We start from the raw sequence: 23,269 nt of genomic DNA on the forward strand, positions 1-23,269 counted from the left end.
ATGGATTTGCAGCAGGTGATGCGGGACGCGGTAGCTCCGCGGCCCAGGGTAGCGCGGCCGATTATCTTGATTGGAGCGGGTGGCATCGTTCATGACGCGCATCTTCCGGCGTACGCGAAGGCCGGATTTCCAGTATTAGCAGTCGTTGATCCGGACCAGGAGAAGGCCCACGCTCTGGCCGCCAAGTTCGGCATCGCAAAGGTAGCGCAAACCATCGAAGAGGCGATTCGTTACGCCCCGAAGGATGCAGTCTTCGACTGCGCCGCACCCTCTCCCGCACACCCCGCGATCCTGGAGCAACTCCCCGACGGCGCAGCCGTGCTAACCCAGAAGCCCATGGGCGAGACCTTGGCCGAGGCCGAAGCGATCCTGGCCATCTGCCGCCGCAAAGGGCTCACCGCCGCCGTGAACTTCCAGCTACGCTATGCACCCAACATGCTCGCCGCGAAGGCCCTCTTCAATACAGGCGCACTAGGCGAGCTGCACGACATAGAGGTGGCGCTAAGCTGCCACATGCCCTGGGAGCTCTGGAGCTTTCTCAACAAGGCTCCTCGCCTGGAGATCCTCTATCACTCGATCCACTACGTAGACCTGGTGCGTTCGTGGTTTGGAAACCCGCTGGGCGTCTACGCGAAGACAGTGAAGAGCCCCCGCACCGCCCACCTCGCCGCCACTAAGAGCGTAATTACGCTGGACTACGGCGAATCCAGGCGAGTCTTTATCGCAGCCAACCACAGCCACGACTTCGACCCAAAGATGCAGCGCAGCTTCGTCCAGTGGGAAGGCCTCAACGGTGCGATGCGCGCACAGATGGGCGTGAATCGCAACTACCCTATCGGCCTTCCGGACACACTCGAATACATCGTTCGGGGCGACGGCGGATGGAAAGACGCTCCGGTGAGCGGCAACTGGTTCCCGGACGCATTCCTGGGTTCGATGGGATCGCTGCAAGCCTACGTGCAGGGCGAGGCACCAACACTACCCACCAGTGTCGAAGACGCCATCGACACGATGCGAACAGTAGAGGCCGCGTATCTCTCAAGCGAACGAGGCGGAGTGCCACTGCCGTAGAAAGCCGTAAAGATCAAAGCCCTTCGCTCTCCCGTGGAACGAGTGAGCGAAGGGCGGTACAGGCTAAGACTTAGCCTCGTCGCTAGCCGCCTTGCCATGCTTAAGTGAAGCCTTCTGCGAGTGCTCATGAGCCAGAGTGGAGTGCTCATGTGCCTTGCGAGACTGTTCGTGTGCCGAGAGATGATCCTCCTTGCCATGAGCCGCTGCGGCAGCAAGGTGAGCGTGAGCGGCAAGGTTGTGAAGCTCTGCCGCGCGTTGGTGATCGTTCGTTTCCATATCGTTCTCCTGATGGCGATGCATGAGCCAACATCTCGTTGGATGCCGTTAGTCAACTAGCGGCCCATCCAGCCCCCATCCACGGTAAGTACAGTACCGGTAACATAGTCGCTGGCCGGGGAGCAGAGAAACAGAGCCGCGCCCACCAACTCCTCCGGCTGACCCCATCTCCCCGCAGGAATGCGTTCTAGGATCTGGCGGCTGCGAGTTTCGTCCGCCCGCAGAGGAGCCGTGTTCGCAGTCTCGAAGTACCCGGGCGCAAGCGCGTTGACCTGGATACCCTTCGAGGCCCACTCGTTGGCCAGTGCCTTGGTCAGTTGAGCCACTCCGCCCTTGGACGCGGCGTAGGCCGGAACGCGAATCCCTCCCTGAAAACTAAGCAGCGAGGCGATGCTGACGATCTTGCCTGGCGCATTGCGGCTGATCATGTCGCGGCCCGCAAGCTGCGAGAGCTGGAAGACGCTGGTGAGGTTCACCTGGATCACCTCCTGCCAGGCTTCGAGGGTGAAGTCGACGGCCTCGTTGCGGATAATCGTGCCTGCATTGTTGAAGAGAATATCCACGCGTCCGAACTTCTCTTTCACCTGCTTGAAGAGGGTTTCAGCCCCAATAGTGTCGGAGAGGTCCGCCTGGAAGGCAGCCGAAGTGCCTCCAGCGGCGTTGATGGCAGCGGCGGTCTCATCAGCAGGATGGCGGTTGCCGTGGACTGCAACGGTGGCTCCCGCCTGGGAGAGCGCCGTGGCCACGGCTGCACCCAGACCGGCTGTTGCGCCCGTCACCAGGGCGATCTTATTGTCGAGACGGAAGAGGTCCAGAACGGAGTGCATTGTGTTTTGCATGGTTCTGCCAATGTACCGGGCGCAGGGCGGCGGAGCAAACATCGAGCCACCGCCGGGGTGTGGAGAGAGATTCGCTTATCATGGTGGAGCAAAGTTATCGCCTGTTCGGTCGCTGTCTAGCAGCCGGAGTAGAGTTTCTCAAACCAGCAGCAAATGGAGACGAGTATGAGGCTGTATCAGATGGCAGACCCGGTGCGTTACGAGATGATGAACACCGAGGAGCTGCGCGAGACGTTTCTCCTGGAGGAGCTCTTCCAGCCCGGTGAGATCGAGTTTGCCTACGTCGACCTGGATCGCACGGTCATCGGCTCCGCAGTCCCGACCAGCGAAGCACTGACACTCGAATCGGACCCCGATCTCCGCGCGGACTACTTTCTGGAGCGTCGCGAGCTCGGCGTCCTCAACGTAGGCGGCGCCGGATCGGTCCTGGTAGACGGCAAGACCTTCGAGCTGAACAAGCTCGACTGCCTCTACGTCGGACGGGGCAGCAAAGAAGTCTCGTTCATCAGCGCAGACGCCGCAGACCCGGCAAACTTCTACCTGCTCAGCTACCCGGCCCACAAGGAGTACCCGACGGCGATGGTGAAGTTCGCCGACCTCAAGCCCGTCGAGCTCGGATCGCTCGAGACCTGCAACAAGCGCCGCATCTACAAGGCCATCTTCAAGGATGGCCTGCAAAGCTGCCAACTCGTCATGGGCTTCACGCTGCTCGAGTCCGGCAGCAACTGGAACACCATGCCTCCGCATACCCACATGCGCCGCTCCGAGGTCTACTTCTACTTCGACATCGACCCAGCCCACCGCGTCCTGCACCTGATGGGGCCGCCGGAGGCCACCAGCCACATCATCGTGGCGGACAAAGAGATCGTGGTCTCTCCAGGCTGGTCGATCCACGCAGGCGTCGGCACCAAGAACTACGCCTTCTGCTGGGGCATGGGCGGCGAGAATCAGGCGTACGACGATATGGACGGCGTAACCATCGCCGATCTCCGCTAAATGAGTGGCAGTGCAGGCTTGAGCCTGCGGGCAAAGGCAGAGTGTCGTTGGGATCTGGTCAGCCTGGGCGAGGTGATGTTGCGCTTCGACCCAGGCGAGGAGCGCATCGCCGTCACGCGCAACTTCCGCGTCTGGGAGGGCGGCGGCGAGTACAACGTCGCCCGCGGGCTGCGCCGTTGCTTCGGCCAGCGCACCTCCATCGTCACCGCACTGGCGGACAACCCCGTAGGCCGCCTGCTCGAAGACCTCATGCTGCAAGGCGGCGTCGACCTCTCGCACCTGCGCTGGGTCGACTACGACGGTATCGGCCGCGAGGCCCGCAACGGCGTCTACTTTCTCGAGCGCGGCTTTGGCCTGCGCGGCGCAATGGGCATGATGGACCGCGGCCACACCCCCATCTCGCAGCTAAAGCCCGGCCAGGTCGATTGGGACGCCATCTTCTCGCAGGAAGGCGTCCGCTGGTTCCACACCGGAGGCGTACTGGCCGCGCTCTCCACCGACTCCGCCGCCGTGGCCCTCGAGGCGATGCAATCCGCCTCACGGCACGGCGTCATGGTCTCCTACGACTGCAACTACCGCCCCTCGCTATGGAAGAACGCCGGAGGACGCCAGGGAGCCTGCGATGTAAACCGGCGGCTCGCCCCTTACGTAGACGTGCTCTTCGGGCACGAGGGCGACGTCGCCGCCGCGCTCTGCGAAGCCTCGCAGGGTCCGCCCTGGTACGACGACGCAAGCTACGGACCGATGGCCGAGCGCATCCTCGCCGAGTTCCCGAACATTAAGGTCATCGCCACCACAACACGCCGCCCCAGGACCGCGAACCGCAACGACTGGGGAGCCTTCGCCTACGCCGAGGGCCAGGTCACGCGTAGCCTCGACTTCAACGACCTGGAAATCTTCGACCGCGTCGGCGGAGGAGACTCCTTCGCCGCGGGCCTCATCTACGGCCTCATGGAAGGCAAGGGAATCAAGTGGTCCCTCGACTGCGGCGTGGCCCACGGCGCGCTCGCCATGACCACCCCGGGAGATAGTTCGATGGCGACGCTAAGCGAGGTCGAGAAGCTGATGCTGGGCGGGTCGGCGGCAGTACAACGTTAAAATAGGTCTAGGAAGAAAAGAGAGGCAAGGACGATGGATAAGGCTGCGGTACTGTTGGAGTTGAAGCAGATTGGGTTGGTTCCCGTGTTGCGGGCAGACAGCGTTAAAGAGGCGCTGGCGCTGGCAACGGCGATTGCAGCCGGAGGCGTGACGGTCCTCGAGATAACGATGACCGTCCCCGGCGCGATTCACGTCATGCGCAAGCTCGCCGAGGAGCGCCCCGACATCCTCATCGGCGCAGGAACCGTCCTCGACCCCGAGACGGCGCGGATGTGCATCCTCGAAGGAGCGAAGTTCGTCGTCAGCCCCGCCCTCAACCTGAAGACCATCGAGATGTGCCACCGCTACACCGTCGCCGTGCTGCCCGGAGCACTGACGCCCACCGAGATCGTCACGGCATGGCAGGCCGGCGCGGACGTCATCAAGGTCTTCCCGGCCAGCGCGATGGGCGGAGCCAAATACCTGCAATCCATCAAGGCGCCTCTGCCCCAGGTAGAGCTCATTCCAACCGGCGGAGTCTCCCTCTCCACCGCGAAGGACTTCCTGGAGGCGGGCGCATTCGCCTTGGGCGTAGGAGCCGATCTCGTCAACGCCAAGGCGATGGCCGAAGGCAAACCCGAGATCGTCACCGAGAGCGCCCGGAAGTATCTCGCCATCGTAAAAGAGTTCCGCGCGGCAAAGGTCTAAAGCGAGGGTCTTGGATCAGGCTTGTCCTCAAACTCTGTCAAGCCCTCAAACACCGTCTGAACGCCCTAACCCAATAGAACGAAACGGGATAATAAATAAATCAAAGTGGCATGTTAGTTATGGACCGCTTAGTAAAATAGAAACAACAGAATCAAAAGAACACAACCCCGGCCAACCGGGGCTTCGTTCTTTAACCCACGAAACGCCTAACTCCAACTGCTGCACGTACTTGGACGCAAGCCGTTTCTTTAGAAGAATTTGCAGCGCGGCACCTGGCCTATCTGTTGCAATATCTACGCTTAGACGCGGGCAAGGGGGGCACCCCCCGGCACCTGCCGAAAGCTAGAGCGCCGGAGCCCGCCTCACCCACAGCAGAGGCTGCCGGATAGGGAAGGTACGCTGGAGCACGATGTCCGGCGGATCGGGAGTGAGCGTCTTCCACAGGTCGACGTACTCGGGACGGCTGTACGCCCGGCCCGCGAGAAGCAGACTAGGCTGGCGCAGCGGGAGCACCGTAAAGCGGTTGCCATCGGCACGGTACGGCCAGGAGCCGCGGCTGACGATGTAAGGGAAGTGATGCGCAACAGCCACCCGCATCCCCGGACCATCCTGAAGCTCGTACTCCCACGCGCTCTCAAAGCGCGTCGAGAGCAGGTCGCAGATGCCAGCCAGCATATCCAGCGTGAACAGGGAGTTGCGGTAAGGAAGCGGCGAGGCGATCTCGCGCGGAAAGCTGCCATCCGCGACGATCTGGGCGCGGATGGTCATCGTCCGGTACTGATGCCGAAGCTGCGTAAGCCCGATGATCTCGTTCGGCGGCGGAGCCTCAGCCTGCGCCGCAGGAACTGGTACCTTGCGCGTCCCGCCAGTAGGCTGCGGCGCAAGCCGCGCAAACGCCGCAGCCTGCAGGAGCCAGGAGACGCCGTGGTGATCCCGCTGGTCCCGAGCCAGCAGAGCGACGCGAGCCGTGCCCAGCCACTCCAGGTACGCGGCGAACCACGCGTAGAGAGCCGTCAGGTCTTCAGCCGCAAGGCTCTCCGAGCGGACCAGGAAGCTAACCGCCTGCGCGACCTCGGCGAGATGCACCGTCTCGAGAACGCCCTGAAAGCGGCTGGCAGTCGTTCCCGGAACCAGTTGCGCATACGCAAGGCTAGGCGTCATACGCTGCGCCGGATCGATGAACCACGCACGGAGATGGCGGATAGCGTGGTCGGCGTAGCGCGGATCGCCGGTCAGGACGAAGGCAGCGGTAAGCGCAGGAACCTGGATGCTGAAGTTGAGCAGAGCATCGCTATGGCCAGTAAACGGAGGAGACTTCTGAGCGCTGGACTCCGCCTCCGAGTAGAACTCCTGCGGAGTACCCGGGCTGCCGGGAGCTGGAATGGCGCTAAGCGGAGCAGGAGCCTGGGCGAGAAAGCGATTCGCCGCAGCCAGAATACGGTCATGATCGATCGCAGCGACATCGGCCCGCGCACTGGAGCTGCCCGGCGCAACTGGACGTGCCTGACCACAAAGAAAGCTCGGCGAGAGCAGAGCGAGAGCCGTATTGGAGCAGAAGCTTCTGCGGCTGATGCGCATGGCTGCGAAGGTGCGTTCGCCGGAAGAGTAACACGCCGCACGGAGAGATGGGACGAAACACATGAAGTCGCCCGATAGGACGCAGTATCGAGCCCGATTCATCGGTTGCTGCGACTTTATATGCCGGACCAACGTACCTTATGCTCAGCATAAACAAGGCATAGCTTGGGCGGGATATGCTGGTTCACGTACAAACAATGAAAAACTTCTGGCGTTGGGGCATCTCCGTGTCGCTCTTGGGCAGTCTTGCCCCGTTCGCCTGCGGGCAGCAACGCGCTCTCCAGATCTGTGCCCGCGACCCAAGCGGACGCGCAATCGCAGAGGCTCATGTCCGTGTAGCCAATGCGACTCCGGCAGAAGCCATAAGCGACGCAAGCGGCTGCGTCCACCTGACGATCGACCCAACAGCTCCAACGACCGTCCAACTGACTCGGCAAGGATTCGGCACCATTACGCAGCCGCTGGGAACCGCACCGGAGCTGACGATCGTCATGCAGCCCGCGACGCTCCGCGAGGTCGTAGAAGTGACGGCAGCGCGAACGCCACTGGCCCTCGACGCCACCGCTAGCAGTGTCCGCTCTCTCACCCAGACGCAGCTCGCAGAGGCTCCCGGTCTGGCACTCGACGACAAGCTGCGTCAGGTCGCCGGATACCAGTTGTTTCGCAGGACCAGCTCATGGGTCGCAAATCCGACCACGCAGGGAACCTCGCTGCGCGGCCTCGGATCGACGGCCGCAAGCCGGACGCTGGTGCTGAGCGATCAGGTTCCACTGAACGACGCCTTCGGCGGATGGATTCACTGGAACGAAGCTCCGCAACTGGCCGTAGCCGGAGTAGAGCTGATGCGAGGCGGAGCCTCCGATCTCTATGGATCGAGCGCCATAGGCGGCGTGATCGACGTGACTCCCGTCCGTCCGGAGGGCAACAGCTACGCATTCGACCTCTCCGGTGCGAATCGCAACACTTCGCTCCTGAATGGACTGGTGACGGCAGGAGCAGGACCGACGAAGGTTCTGGTGGCCTCCACGCTGTTTCGGACCGACGGATACATCCTCACCGCGCCCGAAGTACGAGGAGCGGTAGATGTTCCCTCGAACGTGCACTCCCAGAGCGGACGCATCGAGCTTCGCCGCGAACTCGGAACCGATGATGGAGTCTTTCTTCGCGGCAACATCTACAACGAAGCGCGCAGCAACGGAACACCAGTGACCACCAACGCGACGCGGCTTTGGCGCTACGTCGGAGGCGGAGACTGGGTTCTGCCGAAGGCCAGCAGGCTGATGTTTCGCGTCTACGGAACCCAGCAGGGATATCGCCAGAGCTTCTCTTCCATCGCGGCGAATCGTGCCACCGAAAGGCTGACGCGGTTGCAGCGCGTCCCGACACAGCAGCTGGGCGGAGCCGTCCAATGGGCCCAGACCTACAAGACTCTAACCTTCGTCGCCGGCGGAGACCTGATGGATACACGCGCCACCGACGACGAGACGCCCGTAACCAACAACGTCAATCAGGCGACGATAAGCATCAGCGCCAGGCAGCGGCAGGGAGGTGTCTACGGCGAGGTGCTGTGGCAGCCCCAGAACTGGTCGATCGCACTCTCGTCACGGGTAGATCGCTTCCACAGCTTCGATGCAAGGCAGGTGACAAGCGGCGTGGGAACTACGCTTCCAGCGACAGACGAGTTCGTCTTCGATCCGAGGCTAGGCGTGGTCAGAAAGCTGCGCGGCGGTATATCGCTAACGGCCTCGGGCTTCCGTGCCTTTCGTGGACCGTCGATGAACGAGCTCTACCGAACCGGACAGGTAGGGCAGCAGACGACGCAGGCCAACGCCAACCTGCGGTCAGAGCGTGCGACGGGATTTGAGGTTGGAACCTTGCTGACGCGCGCGCGGCTGGGTTCGCTGCGGGCAAGCTACTTCTGGACGCAGGTGAATCGGCCTGTCGCCGCGGTGACGTTGAGCTCCACTCCGACGAGCGTACTGCTGCAAAGGCAGAACCTCGGCCAACTGACCAGCAAGGGCTTCACGGTAGAGGCAGACGCAAGACCAGCGTCGTGGTTGAACCTGAGCGCAGGCTATCAGTACGCGGATTCGACCGTGACGAAGTTTCAAGCCGATCCGACTCTGGTAGGGAAGTGGACCGCGCAGGTGCCGCGCAATACAGCATCCGCGCAGGCCCGGATGGAGCGCCAGAGGCTGGGCGTCTTCGCGGTGGATCTGCGTACCAGCGGACAGCAGTTTGACGACTCCGCGAACGTCTTCCGCTTGGCTGGCTACGCGCAGGTAGATCTCTACGGAGAGCACAGCTTCGCCATCGGAGCGAAGAACAGGCTGCGAGTCTATGGATCGGTACAGAACGTCTCGGGAGATCCGGTCCAGGCAGGGCGAACGCCAATCTTGACCTTGGGAATTCCACGGACCGTCTCCGTCGGAATCAAGATAGGAGCCGAGGGGATGCGCCGCAGCCAATAGGCAAACCCTGAGACCGCAAGAAATCTGCGTCTCAAGAAGCCGGTCGCACTGAGAGGTGCGACAGCCAGAATCGCGCGAAGTGGAATAAATCATCGGCTGAGTTGTTCATTCAAATACGTCGGAGACCTTCTCATGTTTTTCTGCATTGAGGCCTCTCCGGTGAAGTGCAAGGTCGCCCTCGAAGTTCAAGGCGCCTTAAGAACACTCAGGAGACGACTTGGCTCACATTGGATTCTTCGCGCTCTACGCATCGGGACATCTAAATCCCGCGCTCTCATTGGGTCGTGCACTTCACGATCGCGGCCATAAGGTGACCTTCTTCAACATCCTCGACGTGCGGGATGAGGTGCTTCATGCAGGCCTGAATTTTATCCCCTTTGGGGAGAGCACCTATCCGCGGGGCTCCGCGCCAGAGATGATGAAAGTTACAAGTACACTCCAAGGAGCCGCCGGACTACAGAACTTCATCCAGCGCATGCTTACGCTCGCGGACCTGTCCTTCAAGGAACTGCCGCAAATTGTTCGGCAGCAGAATCTCGACGCCTTGGTCATCGATCAGTTCTACCCAGGAGGAGCAACGATAGCTCACTATCTCAAGCTTCCCTATGCGCTCCTCGCAAACGTGGTGTTTTCGCATCCGGACTCCAGCGTTCCTCCACCGTCCTTTCCGATGAACCATGATCCGAGCGACCAAGGGAGAGCGCGCAATCAGATGGCTTGGGAGAAAATCTATCAAGCTTTTACTCCATGGCAGAATGCAGATAATGCCTATCGAGAGCGCTGGGACCTGCCGCAATATGAACACATACTGCAGGACAGCTTGTCTCCCTTGGCACAGATTACGACTATGCCGTCTGACTTCGATCTTCCCCGTCAGAATGCTCCGGCAAGTCTCCATCATGTAGGACCATTCGTGTCTTCGGCAGCTCTGAAGGCTGTACCTTTCCCTTGGGAGAGACTCAACGGAAAACCCCTCGTCTACGGCTCCCTGGGAACGCTTCATACAGGAATAGGTTGGATCTATCGCACGATCATGGATGCATGCTCGACGCTGGATTGTCAGCTTGTCCTGAGTCTCGGAAACAGCCACCTGGAAGCAGCATCTCTTGGGGAGATTCCAGACAACGTCATACTCGTCTCGTATGCACCACAGAACGAGCTTCTAGCCAGAGCAGCTCTGTGTATAACGCATGCAGGCATGAACACAACCCTGGATGCCCTGACGTTCGGTGTGCCTCTAGTTGCACTTCCCATTGGAAGTGATAACCAAGGCGTAGCCGCCCGCATTCAGTACACGGAGACGGGCGAGGTCATCCAACTCGATCAGTTGAACGCAGAGAGTCTGCGTAACGCGGCCTCCAAGGTCTTGGAGGATCCGCGTTACAAGGCGAACGCTCAACGGCTTCAGCACTCGATCGCACAGCTGGAGCCCCTCGTTAGAGCCTGCGAGATCATTGAAGCCCAGGTGCTCGTAAGTGAGTTGGATAGCGTGTCTCGAAGCCAGGAAGTTTAAGACGGTTTTTCGTGGAAGAGAAGAGACTATGCTTCGGCAAAAAGGCAGCTCCTAAGAGCTGCTTTTTTTGACGAAGCATAATGAGGACTAAAAGTTAAAACGTCCGCTGAACTGAAGCGTCCGTGTATTGCCGAAGGTTGTGATGTAGCCGAACGTACTGCTGGCAGCGGTTGCGGGTGTGGGTACTGTAGCGTTAGGGTTGGTCGTGAGCTGAGGATGATTCAAGAGATTGAATGCCTCGACGCGAACCTGGAACTCACTCTCACGATGGACGTGAAAACCGCGGAACACGCTTGCATTGACCGTTGTCACGCCAGGTCCTCGGAACTGGTTGCGATGGGTGTTGCCGAAGTGCGGTGCTACAGCGGTAGGATTTCCGGCCAGTGTCGCCGCTGGCTCAACTGGGTCCTTGAATGAAGCAGGATCGAACCAAGGCAAGCCTCCGCTGACGGCGCTGTTCCCCACTGTGCGGTTGTGGCCGCCGAGTTGACGGTACGGTGCGACGAGATCCGCATACTCTGTATTGCCCGGAGAGTTGATCGCCGAGGCCGATGGGCTCACCGAGAATGGTGCGCCGCTGGTGTGGCTGAGTTGGCCATTCAGTTGGAAGCCTCCTAAGATGGCGCTCGTGATGCCGTGATTCGCCAGCATCTGGTTACGGCCGAAGGGTAGATGATAGATGCTCCAGAACTGCAGATTGTTGGTGCGATCATATCCAGCGGTGGCGCGGTTCAACTTGAAGTATGCAGGATAAGAGAACTTCGTACCTTCGGAGCCAGAGCCGCCTCCGTTGTCTTCGTAGTTGAACGCATGCGACCAGGTGTAGATCAGACCGAACTGAGCCAGACGGCCCGCGTTCCGCGTCAACTGGCTCTGCATGCCGTTGTAGTTCGAACTAAAGAGCGGCTCGTTCATGGTGATACCGCCGGTGTTGTAGCAGGCATAGCCAGTGGTCGCGTTACAGTGTTGTTGATTGATAATCTGGTTGACCGCATAGCCAGGCAGGCCTGTACCGACGCAGGGACCCGTAAGTCCGGAGGAGGGATTGTACTGTCCGTTGGCCATGCAAGTCGTGGAGGCGCTGGGCAGCGGCGCCGCATTGAGAGTGACACCGGCGAGTTGGCGGATCTGGTGCGTTCCGACGTAGCCGATGTTCGCTACAAATTTGTTGCCAAGGTCCTGCTGGATGAACAGATTCCAGCTCTCGATATATCCGCGGCGGTAATTTGCTGGAGCGGTGTTGGTAGATCCGCTGACCGGGAGTGATGTAAAGCCGCTGGAGAAGTCGGGGAAGACAGAGGCAGGAATACCGACACTGAGCGGCAACGCCCGATTGCCGTTCGCAGAATCAACCGCGATGGTTCCGGCGGCGGTTCCACTATAGTTCTGAGCCAGGTCGACAGGAAACGTGTCACGTAGAAAACGTTGGCTATCCGGATCCGACGTGATACCGCCACCTGTGCGAATCACCGTCCGTTCCGTGATGCGGTATGCGATCCCGATGCGCGGAGCCACCATCCCCTTGCCTACGTCGATACCAGCGTTTTGCGGGTTCCCATTAATGCCACCCGCCTCGACGTTCGCGGTCTGCGGTAGCGTGGGATCCAGACGGAACACGCCTTGTTTATCGCGGTACGGCGCAGGGTAGAACTCGTAGCGAAGGCCGTAGTTGAGCGTGAGTTTGGATGTCAGAGTCCATTGATCCTGTGCGTAAGCAGCATACTCCGACCAACGCAAGGAGTTGGGATTGGTCAACTGCGTTGCCTTTGCTACTGCCAGACCTCCGCCGTTGTTTGGCAGTCCGAGGAGGAAGTCGGCCAGAGCATTGTAGGAATTTTGTGTGGCACTGTTCGTCGTCATACCACCTTGAAAGCGAAAGCCGCCACGAGGAGTATTGATGTCGGATCCGCTTGTCGGCTGAAAATGATTCAGAAGGAAGTGGTAGTAAGTAACTCCATACTTCGTCGCATGCCGACCCTTAGTCCAGCTTAAGTTCACATCGGCAGTGAACTGGTTATCGCGGAACAAGAACGGATTACCGCCGTTTGCATTACCGAGAGATGAAAAGCAGTTACCGTTTGTGCTGCCAGTATTGCAAAAAGCAAAGACCGGTTGTCCGGCCTGCTGAAGGGACGGACCGTTGGTTCCCGGGATGCCAAGAGTCGTTAGGCCGAAGTTGCCCGAGGCGATGTCAATTGCGGACTGCGCTCCCGAGACCTGACGGGTGTAGCCAGCATCCGCGTCGATGACCAAGCTTGGGGTGATGACGTGCGAGAAACCAAGTCCAACGTTCTGAATACGGCCTACCGCCGCGCCGGGTTGTCCGCCGTCGAACGTGCCGCCACCCGCAGCGCCCAGTTCTTGCGGATCTGTAACGGTGAACGGCTCGACGCTGTAGCGCCCGAAGACACTCGTGCTATCCGAGGGGTTGTAGGTGACCTTCGAGTCCGAAGTATTGCGATTGTAGGCGAGGGTGCCGGCGCCGTTATAGTTGTTGATCAATCCACCAGCGAGGGCAGTCGCGTTTGGAGCAGGTAAGGACGCCGAGATCGGTTGGAGAAGCGCCAGCATCTGTGCCGCTGCTTGAGATTGACGGGCGGCCGGAATGCAATTGCATCCGTACTCGGACATAAAGGTGGGACGCGAACCTACCGGAAGATAGGTGCCAGCAGGCGTACCGGGGGGCGTGGGATCGTAAAGAGTGGTGGTGGAGGAGACAGCAGAGAAGTCGCCAACTAACATAGCCGGTGTTGGGACGGTCTGCTGGCCGGTGATCAATTGGCGCCGAGTGGTGCGTTCAAAGTCCTGAAAGAAGAAGAGTTTTTTCTTTCCCGTCAGGATCCTCGGGATATAGACGGGCCCTCCAAAGGAGAAGCCGAACTGGTTAAAGATATTTTTGGGAACGGTCGGCTGCACTTGTGCCGTGTTGACGTAGGCTCTTGCGTTGGAGTTAAAGAGTTGGTTGTACTCCCAGACGCTACCGTGAAATTGACTGGTACCGCTCTTGATGATGACGTTGATGGAAGCACCGCCGGCGACGCCTTGCTCGGCGTTGAAGGAGTTGGTGGCGATGTTGACGCTCTGGATGGAATCCGCCGGAGGTACGTAGGCTATGAGGTACGGAAGCCAGCCGTAGGTGTTCACAGCGCCATCGATACGCGTCGTGTTGCTCATGTCTTCGACGCCATTGACGTTGATGGACATGGCGCGCGATGGGTTCGAGGCCGTCGAGTTTTGCTCCGTGGGTGCCGCTACGCCAGGAATGAGCGAATAGAGAGCTTGAAAGTTGCGTCCCTGGCCGCCGCTGATGGGCAACTCGGCGACCTGGGCCTGAGAGATCTCATGATTGACTTCGGCGCTCTCCGTCTGGAGTACGGGCGGAGCCATGGTTACTGTCACCTCTGACTGCACGTTGGCAAGCTGGAGCGAAATATTGACACGCACCTCCTGGTTTACACTGAGCGGCACGTTCTTCTGCGCGTAGGCTCCGAAGCTGCCGCTCGAGCTTACTGAAACTGTGTAGGGACCAGCTTGCAGATTGCGGATCAGGTACTCGCCGTTACCGTTGGTGGTGACAGTGCGGGTCTCGCCATTTGCCTGGTTCGTCGCAGTGACTTCGACGTTTGGAATCGCGGCATTGCTGGCATCGGTGACGGTCCCGGTGAGGGTGCCATAAAGTATCTGGCCGTATGCTCTTGTGAGGGAAGCGAACGTTGTGGACAGCAGCAGTACGAGAGTGAAGCTCCAGTACAGCGTATTTGAAGACGTGCTTGATGCCTTGCCATTGATCCGACGTATCACTTTTGTTCTCCGAAGATGCCAGCGGGAGGCTACCGTATTCCTAGCTTGCGTGCTGCCATTTTTGTATTTTTTATGCGTCGCGAACTTTATCGAGTTCGAAGAGACGATGTCAAGGAAAAATTTCGACTGTAAGATCGGAGGAATTACATCCCCAGTGTCGTGCTGTAGAAATTCAATTTTCAGTGTTAAATTTCGGAAAAGCAGGTATATCTAAAGGGTGAATCGCGCTATCGCGTAGCCTGTTACGGCGTCGAAATATCCTGCTCTAGATCTTCTGTTGAGGCAGAATCACAGAATTGGCAAAGATTATCTACAGAGCAAAGTATTTGCTGTAAATACAGAGTTAGCGATAACGATTGATGGTTTTACAAGTGTCCCTATGTTCCGTGCTCTGACTGTCGGACAGCGTCTTCTGGAGCCTGGCGGTGTGGCAGCCGATGGGATGACGCGATCTATGGCTAGATGGATTCGCGAACGGGCCGCTCTCTCTCGAAGTCGGGCCAAGCAGATGGTTCAACTTCGCGTATGTTGGACTTGACCCACGACGCTTCACCGAAGTCGCGCAAAGATGAATAGATTTGAACTGGCGGAAGATGCGATCAACGGGTCTGGTGCTATCGGTTATATTTTGCATACGAAAGAAACAGCATGTTCTTGGGGGGGAAACTAGAGCAAGAATGCCAGCATTGATAGACATTCCTTTTCCCATGATGGAATAGATAATATTTTGCATTACAATCCACAATTGTTATTGCTTCGCAAAGCGTTGATTTATCCGTGGCTCGATGCAGTCCATTTGTTTGCGTTAGAGATTTGTGTGCATGGTAACTATTGCGAGCAAGTGAATCAGTATATGGTTCTTATACCTAAACGATGACGAATCCCAGACGTAGAACCCAAGGTATCCAGAGAATTGATTTAGCTTATGCGGAGTTGGCCTCCAGCGAGGTCGCGCGTGATATCAACCGCGATGTAGTGCTTGAGTTGATTCGGACCAAACAGCCAATCTCGCGTGCTGACCTCTCTCGTCTTTCGGGCTTGCAGCCCAGCACGATCTCTTCTATCGTCGAGCAGCTTCTGAACGAAAAGTGGATTACGGAAGGTGCGGCCGCACGCCGTCCTCGCGGGCGTCGTCCGACTCTTCTAGCTTTGAATGCCGCCATGGTTATCGTTGTGGCTGACATCCGCCCCAGTCAGGCGATCATTGCTGTCGTGGACTTGAACGGGAGATTCTTGTCCCGGGAGACACTGCCACTAGCCAAGGAGCCGGAGCGCGGTGTCGAAAATATTATCGTGGGGATGAAGCGGATGATCGCACAGCATCCTGATAAGTCCTTTGAAGGGATTGGCATTAGTCTTCCAGGACGGGTCGACCCGGTCACTCAGCGTCTGATTCTCGCACCCAATCTTCCGTGGTCCCTGTACGACATGAAGAAAGCGATCGAGCGCAAGATTCCCTTACAGGTCGAGATGGACAATGCGGCAAACGCGTGTCTCTTATCTGAACTCTGGTTCGGGAGAATGGATGGCGTGCGTAACGCGGTGCTTGTGACGATCTCAGAGGGAGTTGGGTCGGCGATCATGGCCAACGGTCAACTCGTCACCGGGAAGTCGGGTCTCGCGGGGGAGTTCGGTCACATCTCCATGAATCCATCGGGACCACTGTGTGGATGCGGGCGGTATGGCTGCTGGGAGGTCTATGCGTCTTCGAGCGCGGCGATCGGTTATTACGCAGAGCTCTGTCCCAAGTCTCCGCGACCGTCCATTATGGAGTTGCTCAATCTTGCCGAGGACGGTGATTCGGATGCGATACAAGCTCTCAACCGGCAGGCGTCTTATATCGGTCAGGGTTTGCGCATCATCACTTCGGCTCTTTCGCCTGAAGTGATCTTACTTACTGGTGGGCTTACGTCCTCATGGGAGCGTTTCGGGCCATTGGTGGAAGCCGAGCTCGCAGGCCATGTGCTTGCAGGCGATCCGCCCCGGATCACCGTTACGAGCGATGTCGAACTGGCGCGGCTGCGGGGTGCTGCTGCGTTGGTATTGCAGCGACACTCTGGTTATAGCCGCTCGCAACCGCAGTCGGCTAACGGCAAGTCGATCCGTAAACGGAAGAATCGCTCGGCAGCGGATACTGGCACGCGGTCGCGCAAGTAGTCAGGCTGTATTTTGTGGACATTCGGCGGTTCAATACCTAAAACAACCAGCTTCATAATGCATATAGCCGGAACTCCACGATGGAGTTCCGGCTATGGTTTAGGTGGCTCGATATAGGGAACAGCGCCCTTGGCTCTTAGAGCTCGAGGCGAGAATCATCGATGGCGAGGCGAACGTTGCCGTCGGATTTAGCGAGACGGCGAACGGCTTCCATCTTATCGACGTTGGCCTTGAGCATTACGACGGCGATTGGAATGGATTTTCCTGCCGACTTGATGGTTCGGATGGCGGTGTCGCGGTCAATGTCGCAGACTTTCATGAGGACGCGGATGCCACGTTCTACGAGTTTAGCGTTCTTCATGTGCACGTTGACCATGAGGTTGTCGTAGACATAGCCGAGGCGGGTCATGGCGCCAGTCGTGATCATGTTGAGGATCATCTTCTGAGCGGTGGACGCCTTCATGCGCGTCGAGCCTGAGACGACCTCGGGGCCTACTTCAGCGACGATAGTAGTGTCGGAAACCTCGGAGAGAGGCGTATTGAGGTTGCAGGTAACGGAGGCTGTCTTGGCGCCTCGGGCGCGGGCATACTCTACGGCTCCCACGACGTACGGGGTACGTCCGGAGGCGGAGACGCCGATGACGATGTCCTTGCGCGTGGGGCGGCGGCGGGCGATATCGCGTTGGCCGATCTCGGGAGAGTCCTCGTTGACGTCGGAGGCGCTGGCGAGGGCCTTGGGACCACCAGCCATGATGTATTGCACCTGAGATGGGGCCGTGGAGAAGGTTGGAGGACACTCGGAGGCGTCGAGCGAGGAGATACGTCCGCTGGATCCGGCGCCTACGTAGATAAGGCGGCCTCCATCACGAAGCGACCGAGCGACGGTGTCGATTACGATGGCGATCTCGGGAAGGGCCTTTTTGACAGCGGCAGTGATCTTGGCATCTTCGTGGTTGATGATGCGGGCGATTTCAAGCGCGGATTTGGTGTCGAAGCCTTCGGAAGCTACGTTTGCTGTCTCAGTCGTGAGCTCCGAGAGGTCCGATAGTCCTCTATTGACGGATTTCGGCGGGGGTGCCTGCTCGAGCATGGTAATGGTTGCCATAAGATAGTCCAGTTAGTTACGAGCCAATTCTAGCTCTTAAAATGAGGCAAAGCGTTAAGAAACCATGTGCTTTACACGATGACGTTAGGTATACCTTTTCCGTATTTAGGAGTTCTGATGCCAAATATAGAGTATGTCTGTACCTATGTCCCAAAATTATGGAGAATGAACCTCTCGGTCATGGCTTTCGCAGGTACCTCTGACGTATGAGATGACCTAGATAAGTCAAGTGTTGCCTGTGCTTTGAGTGCTTTTGTGATCTGGGGTGAGATACATGATGCGAATCGCGCTGGTGAGAGATCGATTTTTAGAATGGATGAGAAAGTCAGCGGTTCTGGCATCGCTGGGTATTGTGACCTTGGGAGGGTGGTCCGAAGGTACGGCGAAGGCTCAAATTGCTTCGACTCCCGATGAGGCGTTGCAACGCGAGCTGCGAGGTTTAGCAGACCAACATCATGGCAAGCTCGCGCTGTATGCAACACAGTTGAATACGGGGCGCGTGGTGGCGCTCGACCCGAATCAACCCGTGCAGACGGCGTCTGTGATCAAGCTGGCGATCCTGTTCGAAACGATGGAGGAGGTAAGGACAGGTAAAGCTGCTTGGGACGAACGATTGATCCTGGCAAAGGGGGACGGAGTCAGTGGATCGGGGATTTTGGGGCTAATGGATGCTCCGCTCTCTCTGACGTTGAAGGATGTGCTGACTCTGATGATCGTCCTGAGCGACAACACAGCCACCAACCTGGCGATTGACCGTCTTGGGCTGGATGCGATCAATGCACGGATCAGCTGGTTAGGGCTAAAGGATACGCATCTCTATAAGAAGATCGGTAAGCCAGCGACGGGACCGATGCCTGCGGACCAGCCGAGGTTCGGGTTAGGAAAGACGACGCCGCGGGAGATGGCGGTGGTGATGGAACGGATTGGACGATGCCAGTTGGAAGGGCCGTACGTAGAGGTAACCGGGGCAAAGGCTGCCGACATAGAAGCAAAAGACGTGGCGATCTGCAACGTAGCATTGAAGATGCTTCGCGCACAGTTTTATCGGGAGACGGTTCCGCGGTATCTGGAGGCGCTGGATGCCAGCGAGACGGGCTCGGGGATCGCCAACAAGACAGGAAGTCTGGACCGGGTGAGAGCGGATGTAGCGATCGTAGCTGGCAAGAGCGGGCCCATGGTGCTGTCGATCTTTACGTATGAAAATGCAGATAAGAGCTGGACGGTAGACAATGAAGGTGAGGTTTTAATCGCCCGGCTGGCGAAGAAGATCGTAGACGCATGGTCTCCCGAGGGGTTGGATGGTAAAGTGCTGGTGCCGGGGTTGGGTTTGAGCCCGGTTCGCCCGGGAGTTTCAGGTACGTCTAAATAATCAGGCAAAATAGAAAGATGCAGATGAACGACGAGAATGGGCAGCAAACGACGGAATCGCCAGTCATTCAAGGTGGGAGCGAACCGAACGAAGGCAAAGATACCCCAGGCAAAAGGAAGAGCGCAGTTCATTCCTGGTTTCGGGATATGGTCGTATCGGTCGTCGTGTCGGCGTTCATTATCATGTTTCTCTATCAACCTGTGAGGGTGGAGGGGACGAGCATGCTGCCGATGCTCGAAGATCAGGATCGACTATTTGTGAACAAGTTGGCGTATCGGGTGGGAGAGATTCATCGTGGGGATGTGGTGGTATTTCTCTATCCGCACGACCACTCAAAGAGCTACATCAAGCGCGTCATTGCGTTGCCGGGCGACGATCTGCGAATCGAGCAAGGTCTGGTGTATGTGAATGGCAAGATGATTGCCGAGGATTATGTGCCGGCGCGCTTCTCTGACAGTCGTTCGCAACCGGAGACAGTACTTCCAAAGCATGAGTACTGGGTGATGGGGGATCATCGTTCGATCTCGAGCGATAGCCGGGATTTTGGGCCGGTCGAGCGGGATCTAATCTATGGCAAGGCTGCGTTCGTCTACTGGCCGGTGGCTCAGGCCGGCGTAGTACGGTAAATGGCTGCATCGGGCAGATTACAAATTTCGCTGGCATGAATCTTTCTTTTGCATCTAACCAGATATTGGTGAAAAAACCGATGCAAGGGAGATCGACTTGAACGCTCGATTGGGACGCTGGCTGCTGGGATTCGTTCTACTTTTCGGGTTGGCGGTGGATTATCCGCCAACGGCAAGTGCACAGGTAGTGGTCCAGGTTGGGCCACAGCATCGCAGGCGGTACCGGCATCCGCCGCCACGCCGCTATCACCATCGCCGACACTATCGTCGCTACTAATATGCATGAACATGAAAAGGCCCACGATAAAAATCGTGGGCCTTTTTAGTCCAGATCAATGACCGCCGGATCACCCTTTCGATTGGATGATGATCTCGGCGAAGCTGTTGGGGTCGAGGCTCGCTCCTCCGACCAGGGCGCCGTCGATGTCCTCCAGGCAGCATAGGGTGGCGGCATTTTCAGGCCTGACGGAGCCTCCGTATAGGATTCGGGTGGAGGCGGCGATTGCCGGCGTAAGCGAAGCCGCAATCTGGCCGCGGATGAGCTTGTGTGCCTGCTCCGCGGTGGCGGGAGTGGCGGTGCGGCCTGTGCCGATAGCCCAGACGGGCTCGTAGGCAAAGATCATGGAATGGGCCGTGGTTGGATCGATGCCTTCGAGGGCTACGGCGACCTGTAGTTCAAGCACCTTGGCGGTAAGGTCGGATTCGCGCTCGTTGAGATGCTCGCCGATACACACAATGGGGATGAGATCGTGGGCGAGAGCGGATTTGAGCTTGAGGTTGACGGTCGTGTCCGTCTCGTTGAAGTACTGGCGTCGCTCGGAGTGTCCGATGAGGACGTGGGTGCAGCCGATGGCCTTCAGCATCAAGGGAGAGGTCGCGCCAGTGTAGGCCCCTTCGTTGAGCCAGTGCATGTCCTGCCCGCCGATTTGGATGTGTTTGGAGCGGGGCGTACCGACGACCGCGGCGAGCGAAGAGGCAGAGGGAAAGAGGACGATGTCTGCATGGTGATGGTGGGCGACGAGCAGGTCGAAGGCCTGGACGAAGGCTGCGGCCTCGGCCGGGGTCTTATACATCTTCCAGTTGGCGGCAATCAGTGGTTTGCGCATGGGGGATCAGTATTCCATCTTGATGGCTTCAAGGGAAGAGAGCATCGCAATCTCCTAGAATGAACCGCTGGCGCACGCGGGTTCGACGGAGAAGAAGCAGCCCTTATTTATCCGTAAGGGCTGCTACGCCGGGCAGGGTCTTGCCTTCGAGAAATTCAAGGCTGGCTCCTCCACCGGTGGAGATGTGGGTGATCTTCTCGGCGACGCCAGATTGCTGGACGGCGGCTACAGAGTCTCCTCCACCGACGATGGTGGTGGCGTTGCGATTGTCGGCGACGGCGTGGGCGATGGCGTTCGTGCCCTTGGCGAAGGCCGGCATCTCGAAGACGCCCATGGGGCCGTTCCAAATGATGGTGTTCGCGTCGGCGATCTCTTTCGAGAAGAGTGCGATGGATTTGGGACCGATGTCCAGGGCCATGAGGTCGGCTGGGAAGGGGCCGTCGCCGTCGAAGGGGGTGGCGTTGGCGTCGGGGGCAAACTTGTCGGCGAGGACGTGGTCGATGGGGAGGAGAAAACGCACGCCATTCTTCTTTGCCTTCGCCAGCGCGGATTTGGCGATGTCGAGCTTGTCGGCTTCGACGAGGGACTTGCCGGTGGTCTGGCCCTGGGCGTTGAGGAACGTGTAGGCCATGCCTCCACCGATGATGATGGCGTCGGCCCTGCTAAGCAGGTTATCGATGACCATGATCTTGTCGGAGACCTTAGCTCCGCCGATGATGGCGACGAAGGGCTTGATAGGGTCGGTGACAGCCTTGCCGAGGTAGGTCAGCTCCTTGTCCATCAGGAGACCGGCGGCTGACTGTTTTACGAAGTGGGTGATGCCCTCCGTGGAGGCGTGGGCGCGGTGGGCGCTGCCAAAGGCGTCGTTGACAAAGATGTCGCAGAGGCTGGCGAGCTGGCGCGCGAAGGCGGGGTCGTTGGCCTCTTCTTCGGGATGGAAGCGGAGGTTTTCGAGGAGCAGCGTCTGTCCGGATTCTAGATTGCCGGCGAGTTCGGAGGCGACGTCGCCAACGCAGTCCGGGGAGAAGGCGACGTTCTCGTCCTGATCGATAACGTGATCCAGGAGGAGGCGAAGTCGATCGACAACTGGGCGGAGGCTCATGCTCTCGACGACTTTGCCCTTAGGGCGCCCGAGATGCGAGGCGAGGATGACCTTGGCCTTGTGGCGCAGCGCGTACTCGATGGTCGGGATGGTCTCCCGGATGCGGGTGTCGTCGGTGATCGCACCATCTTTGAGAGGAACGTTGAAGTCGACGCGTATAAGGACGCGCTTGTCTTTGAGCTCGAGGTCGCGGATGGATAGTTTCATGTCAGCTATGAGGATACGGCGCGAAGCGGAGATTGGCGAGTGGGGTAGAGATTCGCCGAGAACCAGCACGCCGGAGAGAGCGTTCAGGATGTTGGGCCTGGTTCGGACTGCGCTAGTCGGGTATCGCGGCGTCGGCCTCGATCTCAACACGCCAGGACGGGGTGAGCAGCGCGGCTACAACAACCATCGTGGCTGCCGGACGGATGAGAGAGAAGAACTTATTGTGGATGCGGCCGACTGCCTCCCAATCTTCAGCGTGAGTGAGGTACATGCGGGTGCGGTAGACGTGCTCAATGGAACTGCCGGCGTTCTTGAGAGCGGCGGCGATGAGAGTAAGGCATTGGTCGGTCTGCTCGGCGATGTCTGCGTTATCAGCGCCTACTGGGCCTGTTCCGGAGACGTGAACCTGATTGCCGATGCGGACAGCGCGGGAAAAGCCGATCACAGGCTCGAAGGGGCTGGTGCCAGGGACGTTGGTGCGCTGGGTCATAGACTATGCATCCTCTTTTTTCTTCGTTTGACTTGGGAGTGGATCTGGAGACTGTGGCTGAGGATTGACCTGTGTGAGGCGGCGTAGCCGGGCGTTTTCGGCTTCGAGTTGTTCGAGCTTGAGACGAATTGGGGCAAGAACCTCCTGCAACTCCTCCAAAGTGTAGCGTGGGGTGATGTGCTGGGGGCAGTTCCAATCGAAGGCCTCAACGTGGATGAGGATGGCGTGTTCGACGATGGCCGACGGGTCGTCTGGACGAAGAGATTGTATGAGAGCCGCATTCTCCGCACTTTGCTCGTGGACTTCGACACGCCCTAGGATTTTGAGCCGGGTCTGGTTGGGGTAGTCCATGAAGAAAAGGGCGACGCGAGCGTCGTGCTCGAGGTTGCCGAGGCTGATGTACTGTTTGTTGCCGCGCAGGTCTGCAAAGCCCAGGAGGGAAGGGCCGAGGACTTTGACGAAACCCTTTGGGCCGCCGCGGTGTTGGACGTAAGGCCAACCGGTCTCGCTGACGGAGGCCATGTAGAAGCTGTCCCGGAGTTGCAGGAAGGCTTGCTCGTCGGGGCCGAGGGTATTCCCCGCAGCGGAAGCCTTCTCCATACGCTCGTACTGGCGACGGCTATTGTGTTGAAGTTGCTGTTGTTTGACGAGAGGCGTGAAGGCTAGTTCATGGAAACGGCTGCCCATGAGGTTTCTCGATCCCGGCAGGTGGACTCGCTGCCATTGTTTGAGATTCTAAGACAGATACGTCCGATTCAGGATTATTGATGACCGGCT

18 protein-coding genes are annotated in these 23,269 nt (G+C 58.6%); 9 read left to right on the top strand and 9 right to left on the bottom strand.

The genetic code is table 11. From position 1 onward, the window contains the following. Positions 1-1,071 carry a Gfo/Idh/MocA family oxidoreductase gene (locus HB393_RS17045; RefSeq protein ID WP_255551257.1) on the top strand — a complete coding sequence of 357 codons (1,071 nt, stop codon included), beginning with the start codon at positions 1-3 and terminating at the stop codon, positions 1,069-1,071. A gap of 63 nt (positions 1,072-1,134) precedes the next feature. Here the strand turns inward: HB393_RS17045 and HB393_RS17050 are convergent, their stop codons facing one another. Further along, a complete protein-coding gene (locus HB393_RS17050; protein WP_213806396.1) occupies positions 1,135-1,347 on the bottom strand; it encodes a hypothetical protein in 213 nt (70 codons plus the stop codon). Positions 1,348-1,403: 56 nt separating this feature from the next. Next, positions 1,404-2,186: an SDR family oxidoreductase gene (locus tag HB393_RS17055; RefSeq protein WP_213806397.1), complete on the bottom strand. Its 783-nt coding sequence runs from the start codon at positions 2,184-2,186 to the stop codon at positions 1,404-1,406. Positions 2,187-2,351: 165 nt separating this feature from the next. On the opposite strand from HB393_RS17055, the gene kduI reads away from it, so the two are divergent. Genes kduI through eda form a run of 3 tightly spaced genes read left to right on the top strand, consistent with a single transcriptional unit; the run spans position 2,352 to position 4,967 of the window. Further along, positions 2,352-3,182 (top strand): 5-dehydro-4-deoxy-D-glucuronate isomerase, encoded by an 831-nt coding sequence (gene kduI / locus HB393_RS17060; protein ID WP_213806398.1) that lies wholly within the window; start codon positions 2,352-2,354, stop codon positions 3,180-3,182. Beyond that, entirely contained in the window at positions 3,183-4,280 is a 1,098-nt protein-coding gene (locus HB393_RS17065; protein WP_213806399.1) for a sugar kinase, read from the top strand. Positions 4,281-4,313: 33 nt separating this feature from the next. Beyond that, positions 4,314-4,967: a bifunctional 4-hydroxy-2-oxoglutarate aldolase/2-dehydro-3-deoxy-phosphogluconate aldolase gene (gene eda, locus HB393_RS17070; protein ID WP_213806400.1), complete on the top strand. Its 654-nt coding sequence runs from the start codon at positions 4,314-4,316 to the stop codon at positions 4,965-4,967. Positions 4,968-5,309: 342 nt separating this feature from the next. Here the strand turns inward: eda and HB393_RS17075 are convergent, their stop codons facing one another. Next, on the bottom strand, positions 5,310-6,647 hold the full coding sequence (locus HB393_RS17075) for an alginate lyase family protein (RefSeq protein ID WP_213806401.1): 1,338 nt from the start codon (positions 6,645-6,647) through the stop codon (positions 5,310-5,312). 95 nt (positions 6,648-6,742) lie between these two features. Between HB393_RS17075 and HB393_RS17080 the strand changes: the two genes are divergently transcribed. Together HB393_RS17080 and HB393_RS17085 are read left to right on the top strand one after the other, a co-directional pair. Then, complete coding sequence (locus HB393_RS17080; protein WP_213806402.1) at positions 6,743-9,016, top strand: TonB-dependent receptor; 2,274 nt, start codon at positions 6,743-6,745, stop codon at positions 9,014-9,016. A gap of 217 nt (positions 9,017-9,233) precedes the next feature. Continuing rightward, a complete protein-coding gene (locus HB393_RS17085; RefSeq protein ID WP_213806403.1) occupies positions 9,234-10,529 on the top strand; it encodes a nucleotide disphospho-sugar-binding domain-containing protein in 1,296 nt (431 codons plus the stop codon). A gap of 87 nt (positions 10,530-10,616) precedes the next feature. Here the strand turns inward: HB393_RS17085 and HB393_RS17090 are convergent, their stop codons facing one another. After that, positions 10,617-14,330 carry a TonB-dependent receptor gene (locus HB393_RS17090; RefSeq protein ID WP_213806404.1) on the bottom strand — a complete coding sequence of 1,238 codons (3,714 nt, stop codon included), beginning with the start codon at positions 14,328-14,330 and terminating at the stop codon, positions 10,617-10,619. An 873-nt stretch (positions 14,331-15,203) separates the two neighbouring features. On the opposite strand from HB393_RS17090, the gene HB393_RS17095 reads away from it, so the two are divergent. After that, on the top strand, positions 15,204-16,487 hold the full coding sequence (locus HB393_RS17095) for an ROK family protein (protein WP_213806405.1): 1,284 nt from the start codon (positions 15,204-15,206) through the stop codon (positions 16,485-16,487). A gap of 136 nt (positions 16,488-16,623) precedes the next feature. Here the strand turns inward: HB393_RS17095 and murQ are convergent, their stop codons facing one another. Beyond that, positions 16,624-17,592 (bottom strand): N-acetylmuramic acid 6-phosphate etherase, encoded by a 969-nt coding sequence (gene murQ, locus HB393_RS17100; RefSeq protein ID WP_213806406.1) that lies wholly within the window; start codon positions 17,590-17,592, stop codon positions 16,624-16,626. A 316-nt stretch (positions 17,593-17,908) separates the two neighbouring features. On the opposite strand from murQ, the gene HB393_RS17105 reads away from it, so the two are divergent. Next, positions 17,909-18,961 (top strand): serine hydrolase, encoded by a 1,053-nt coding sequence (locus tag HB393_RS17105; protein ID WP_213806407.1) that lies wholly within the window; start codon positions 17,909-17,911, stop codon positions 18,959-18,961. A gap of 23 nt (positions 18,962-18,984) precedes the next feature. After that, entirely contained in the window at positions 18,985-19,587 is a 603-nt protein-coding gene (gene lepB, locus HB393_RS17110) for a signal peptidase I (protein WP_213806408.1), read from the top strand. Positions 19,588-19,934: 347 nt separating this feature from the next. Here lepB and tpiA read toward each other — a convergent pair whose 3' ends face one another. The 4 genes from tpiA to HB393_RS17130 form a co-directional block, all read right to left on the bottom strand. Next, positions 19,935-20,693 (bottom strand): triose-phosphate isomerase, encoded by a 759-nt coding sequence (gene tpiA / locus HB393_RS17115; RefSeq protein ID WP_213806409.1) that lies wholly within the window; start codon positions 20,691-20,693, stop codon positions 19,935-19,937. 103 nt (positions 20,694-20,796) lie between these two features. After that, positions 20,797-22,002 carry a phosphoglycerate kinase gene (locus HB393_RS17120; RefSeq protein ID WP_213806410.1) on the bottom strand — a complete coding sequence of 402 codons (1,206 nt, stop codon included), beginning with the start codon at positions 22,000-22,002 and terminating at the stop codon, positions 20,797-20,799. Between the two features lie 112 nt (positions 22,003-22,114). Then, positions 22,115-22,492: a RidA family protein gene (locus HB393_RS17125; RefSeq protein WP_213806411.1), complete on the bottom strand. Its 378-nt coding sequence runs from the start codon at positions 22,490-22,492 to the stop codon at positions 22,115-22,117. Between the two features lie 3 nt (positions 22,493-22,495). Further along, positions 22,496-23,179, bottom strand: a complete 684-nt coding sequence (locus HB393_RS17130; RefSeq protein WP_213806412.1) for a pyridoxamine 5'-phosphate oxidase family protein — start codon at positions 23,177-23,179, stop codon at positions 22,496-22,498. Positions 23,180-23,269: the final 90 nt, after the last annotated feature.

Origin of the sequence: Granulicella sp. dw_53, assembly GCF_018449545.1 — a bacterium.
Taxonomy (GTDB): Bacteria; Acidobacteriota; Terriglobia; order Terriglobales; family Acidobacteriaceae; genus Edaphobacter.

Bases quoted from the DNA above. Each gene is read 5' to 3' on its own strand.
- HB393_RS17045 (WP_255551257.1), top strand. From the start codon at position 1: ATGGATTTGCAGCAGGTGATGCGGGACGCGGTAGCTCCGCGGCCCAGG.
- HB393_RS17050 (WP_213806396.1), bottom strand. From the start codon at position 1,347: ATGGAAACGAACGATCACCAACGCGCGGCAGAGCTTCACAACCTTGCC.
- HB393_RS17055 (WP_213806397.1), bottom strand. From the start codon at position 2,186: ATGCAAAACACAATGCACTCCGTTCTGGACCTCTTCCGTCTCGACAAT.
- kduI (WP_213806398.1), top strand. From the start codon at position 2,352: ATGAGGCTGTATCAGATGGCAGACCCGGTGCGTTACGAGATGATGAAC.
- HB393_RS17065 (WP_213806399.1), top strand. From the start codon at position 3,183: ATGAGTGGCAGTGCAGGCTTGAGCCTGCGGGCAAAGGCAGAGTGTCGT.
- eda (WP_213806400.1), top strand. From the start codon at position 4,314: ATGGATAAGGCTGCGGTACTGTTGGAGTTGAAGCAGATTGGGTTGGTT.
- HB393_RS17075 (WP_213806401.1), bottom strand. From the start codon at position 6,647: ATGAATCGGGCTCGATACTGCGTCCTATCGGGCGACTTCATGTGTTTC.
- HB393_RS17080 (WP_213806402.1), top strand. From the start codon at position 6,743: ATGAAAAACTTCTGGCGTTGGGGCATCTCCGTGTCGCTCTTGGGCAGT.
- HB393_RS17095 (WP_213806405.1), top strand. From the start codon at position 15,204: ATGACGAATCCCAGACGTAGAACCCAAGGTATCCAGAGAATTGATTTA.
- murQ (WP_213806406.1), bottom strand. From the start codon at position 17,592: ATGGCAACCATTACCATGCTCGAGCAGGCACCCCCGCCGAAATCCGTC.
- HB393_RS17105 (WP_213806407.1), top strand. From the start codon at position 17,909: ATGAGAAAGTCAGCGGTTCTGGCATCGCTGGGTATTGTGACCTTGGGA.
- lepB (WP_213806408.1), top strand. From the start codon at position 18,985: ATGAACGACGAGAATGGGCAGCAAACGACGGAATCGCCAGTCATTCAA.
- tpiA (WP_213806409.1), bottom strand. From the start codon at position 20,693: ATGCGCAAACCACTGATTGCCGCCAACTGGAAGATGTATAAGACCCCG.
- HB393_RS17120 (WP_213806410.1), bottom strand. From the start codon at position 22,002: ATGAAACTATCCATCCGCGACCTCGAGCTCAAAGACAAGCGCGTCCTT.
- HB393_RS17125 (WP_213806411.1), bottom strand. From the start codon at position 22,492: ATGACCCAGCGCACCAACGTCCCTGGCACCAGCCCCTTCGAGCCTGTG.
- HB393_RS17130 (WP_213806412.1), bottom strand. From the start codon at position 23,179: ATGGGCAGCCGTTTCCATGAACTAGCCTTCACGCCTCTCGTCAAACAA.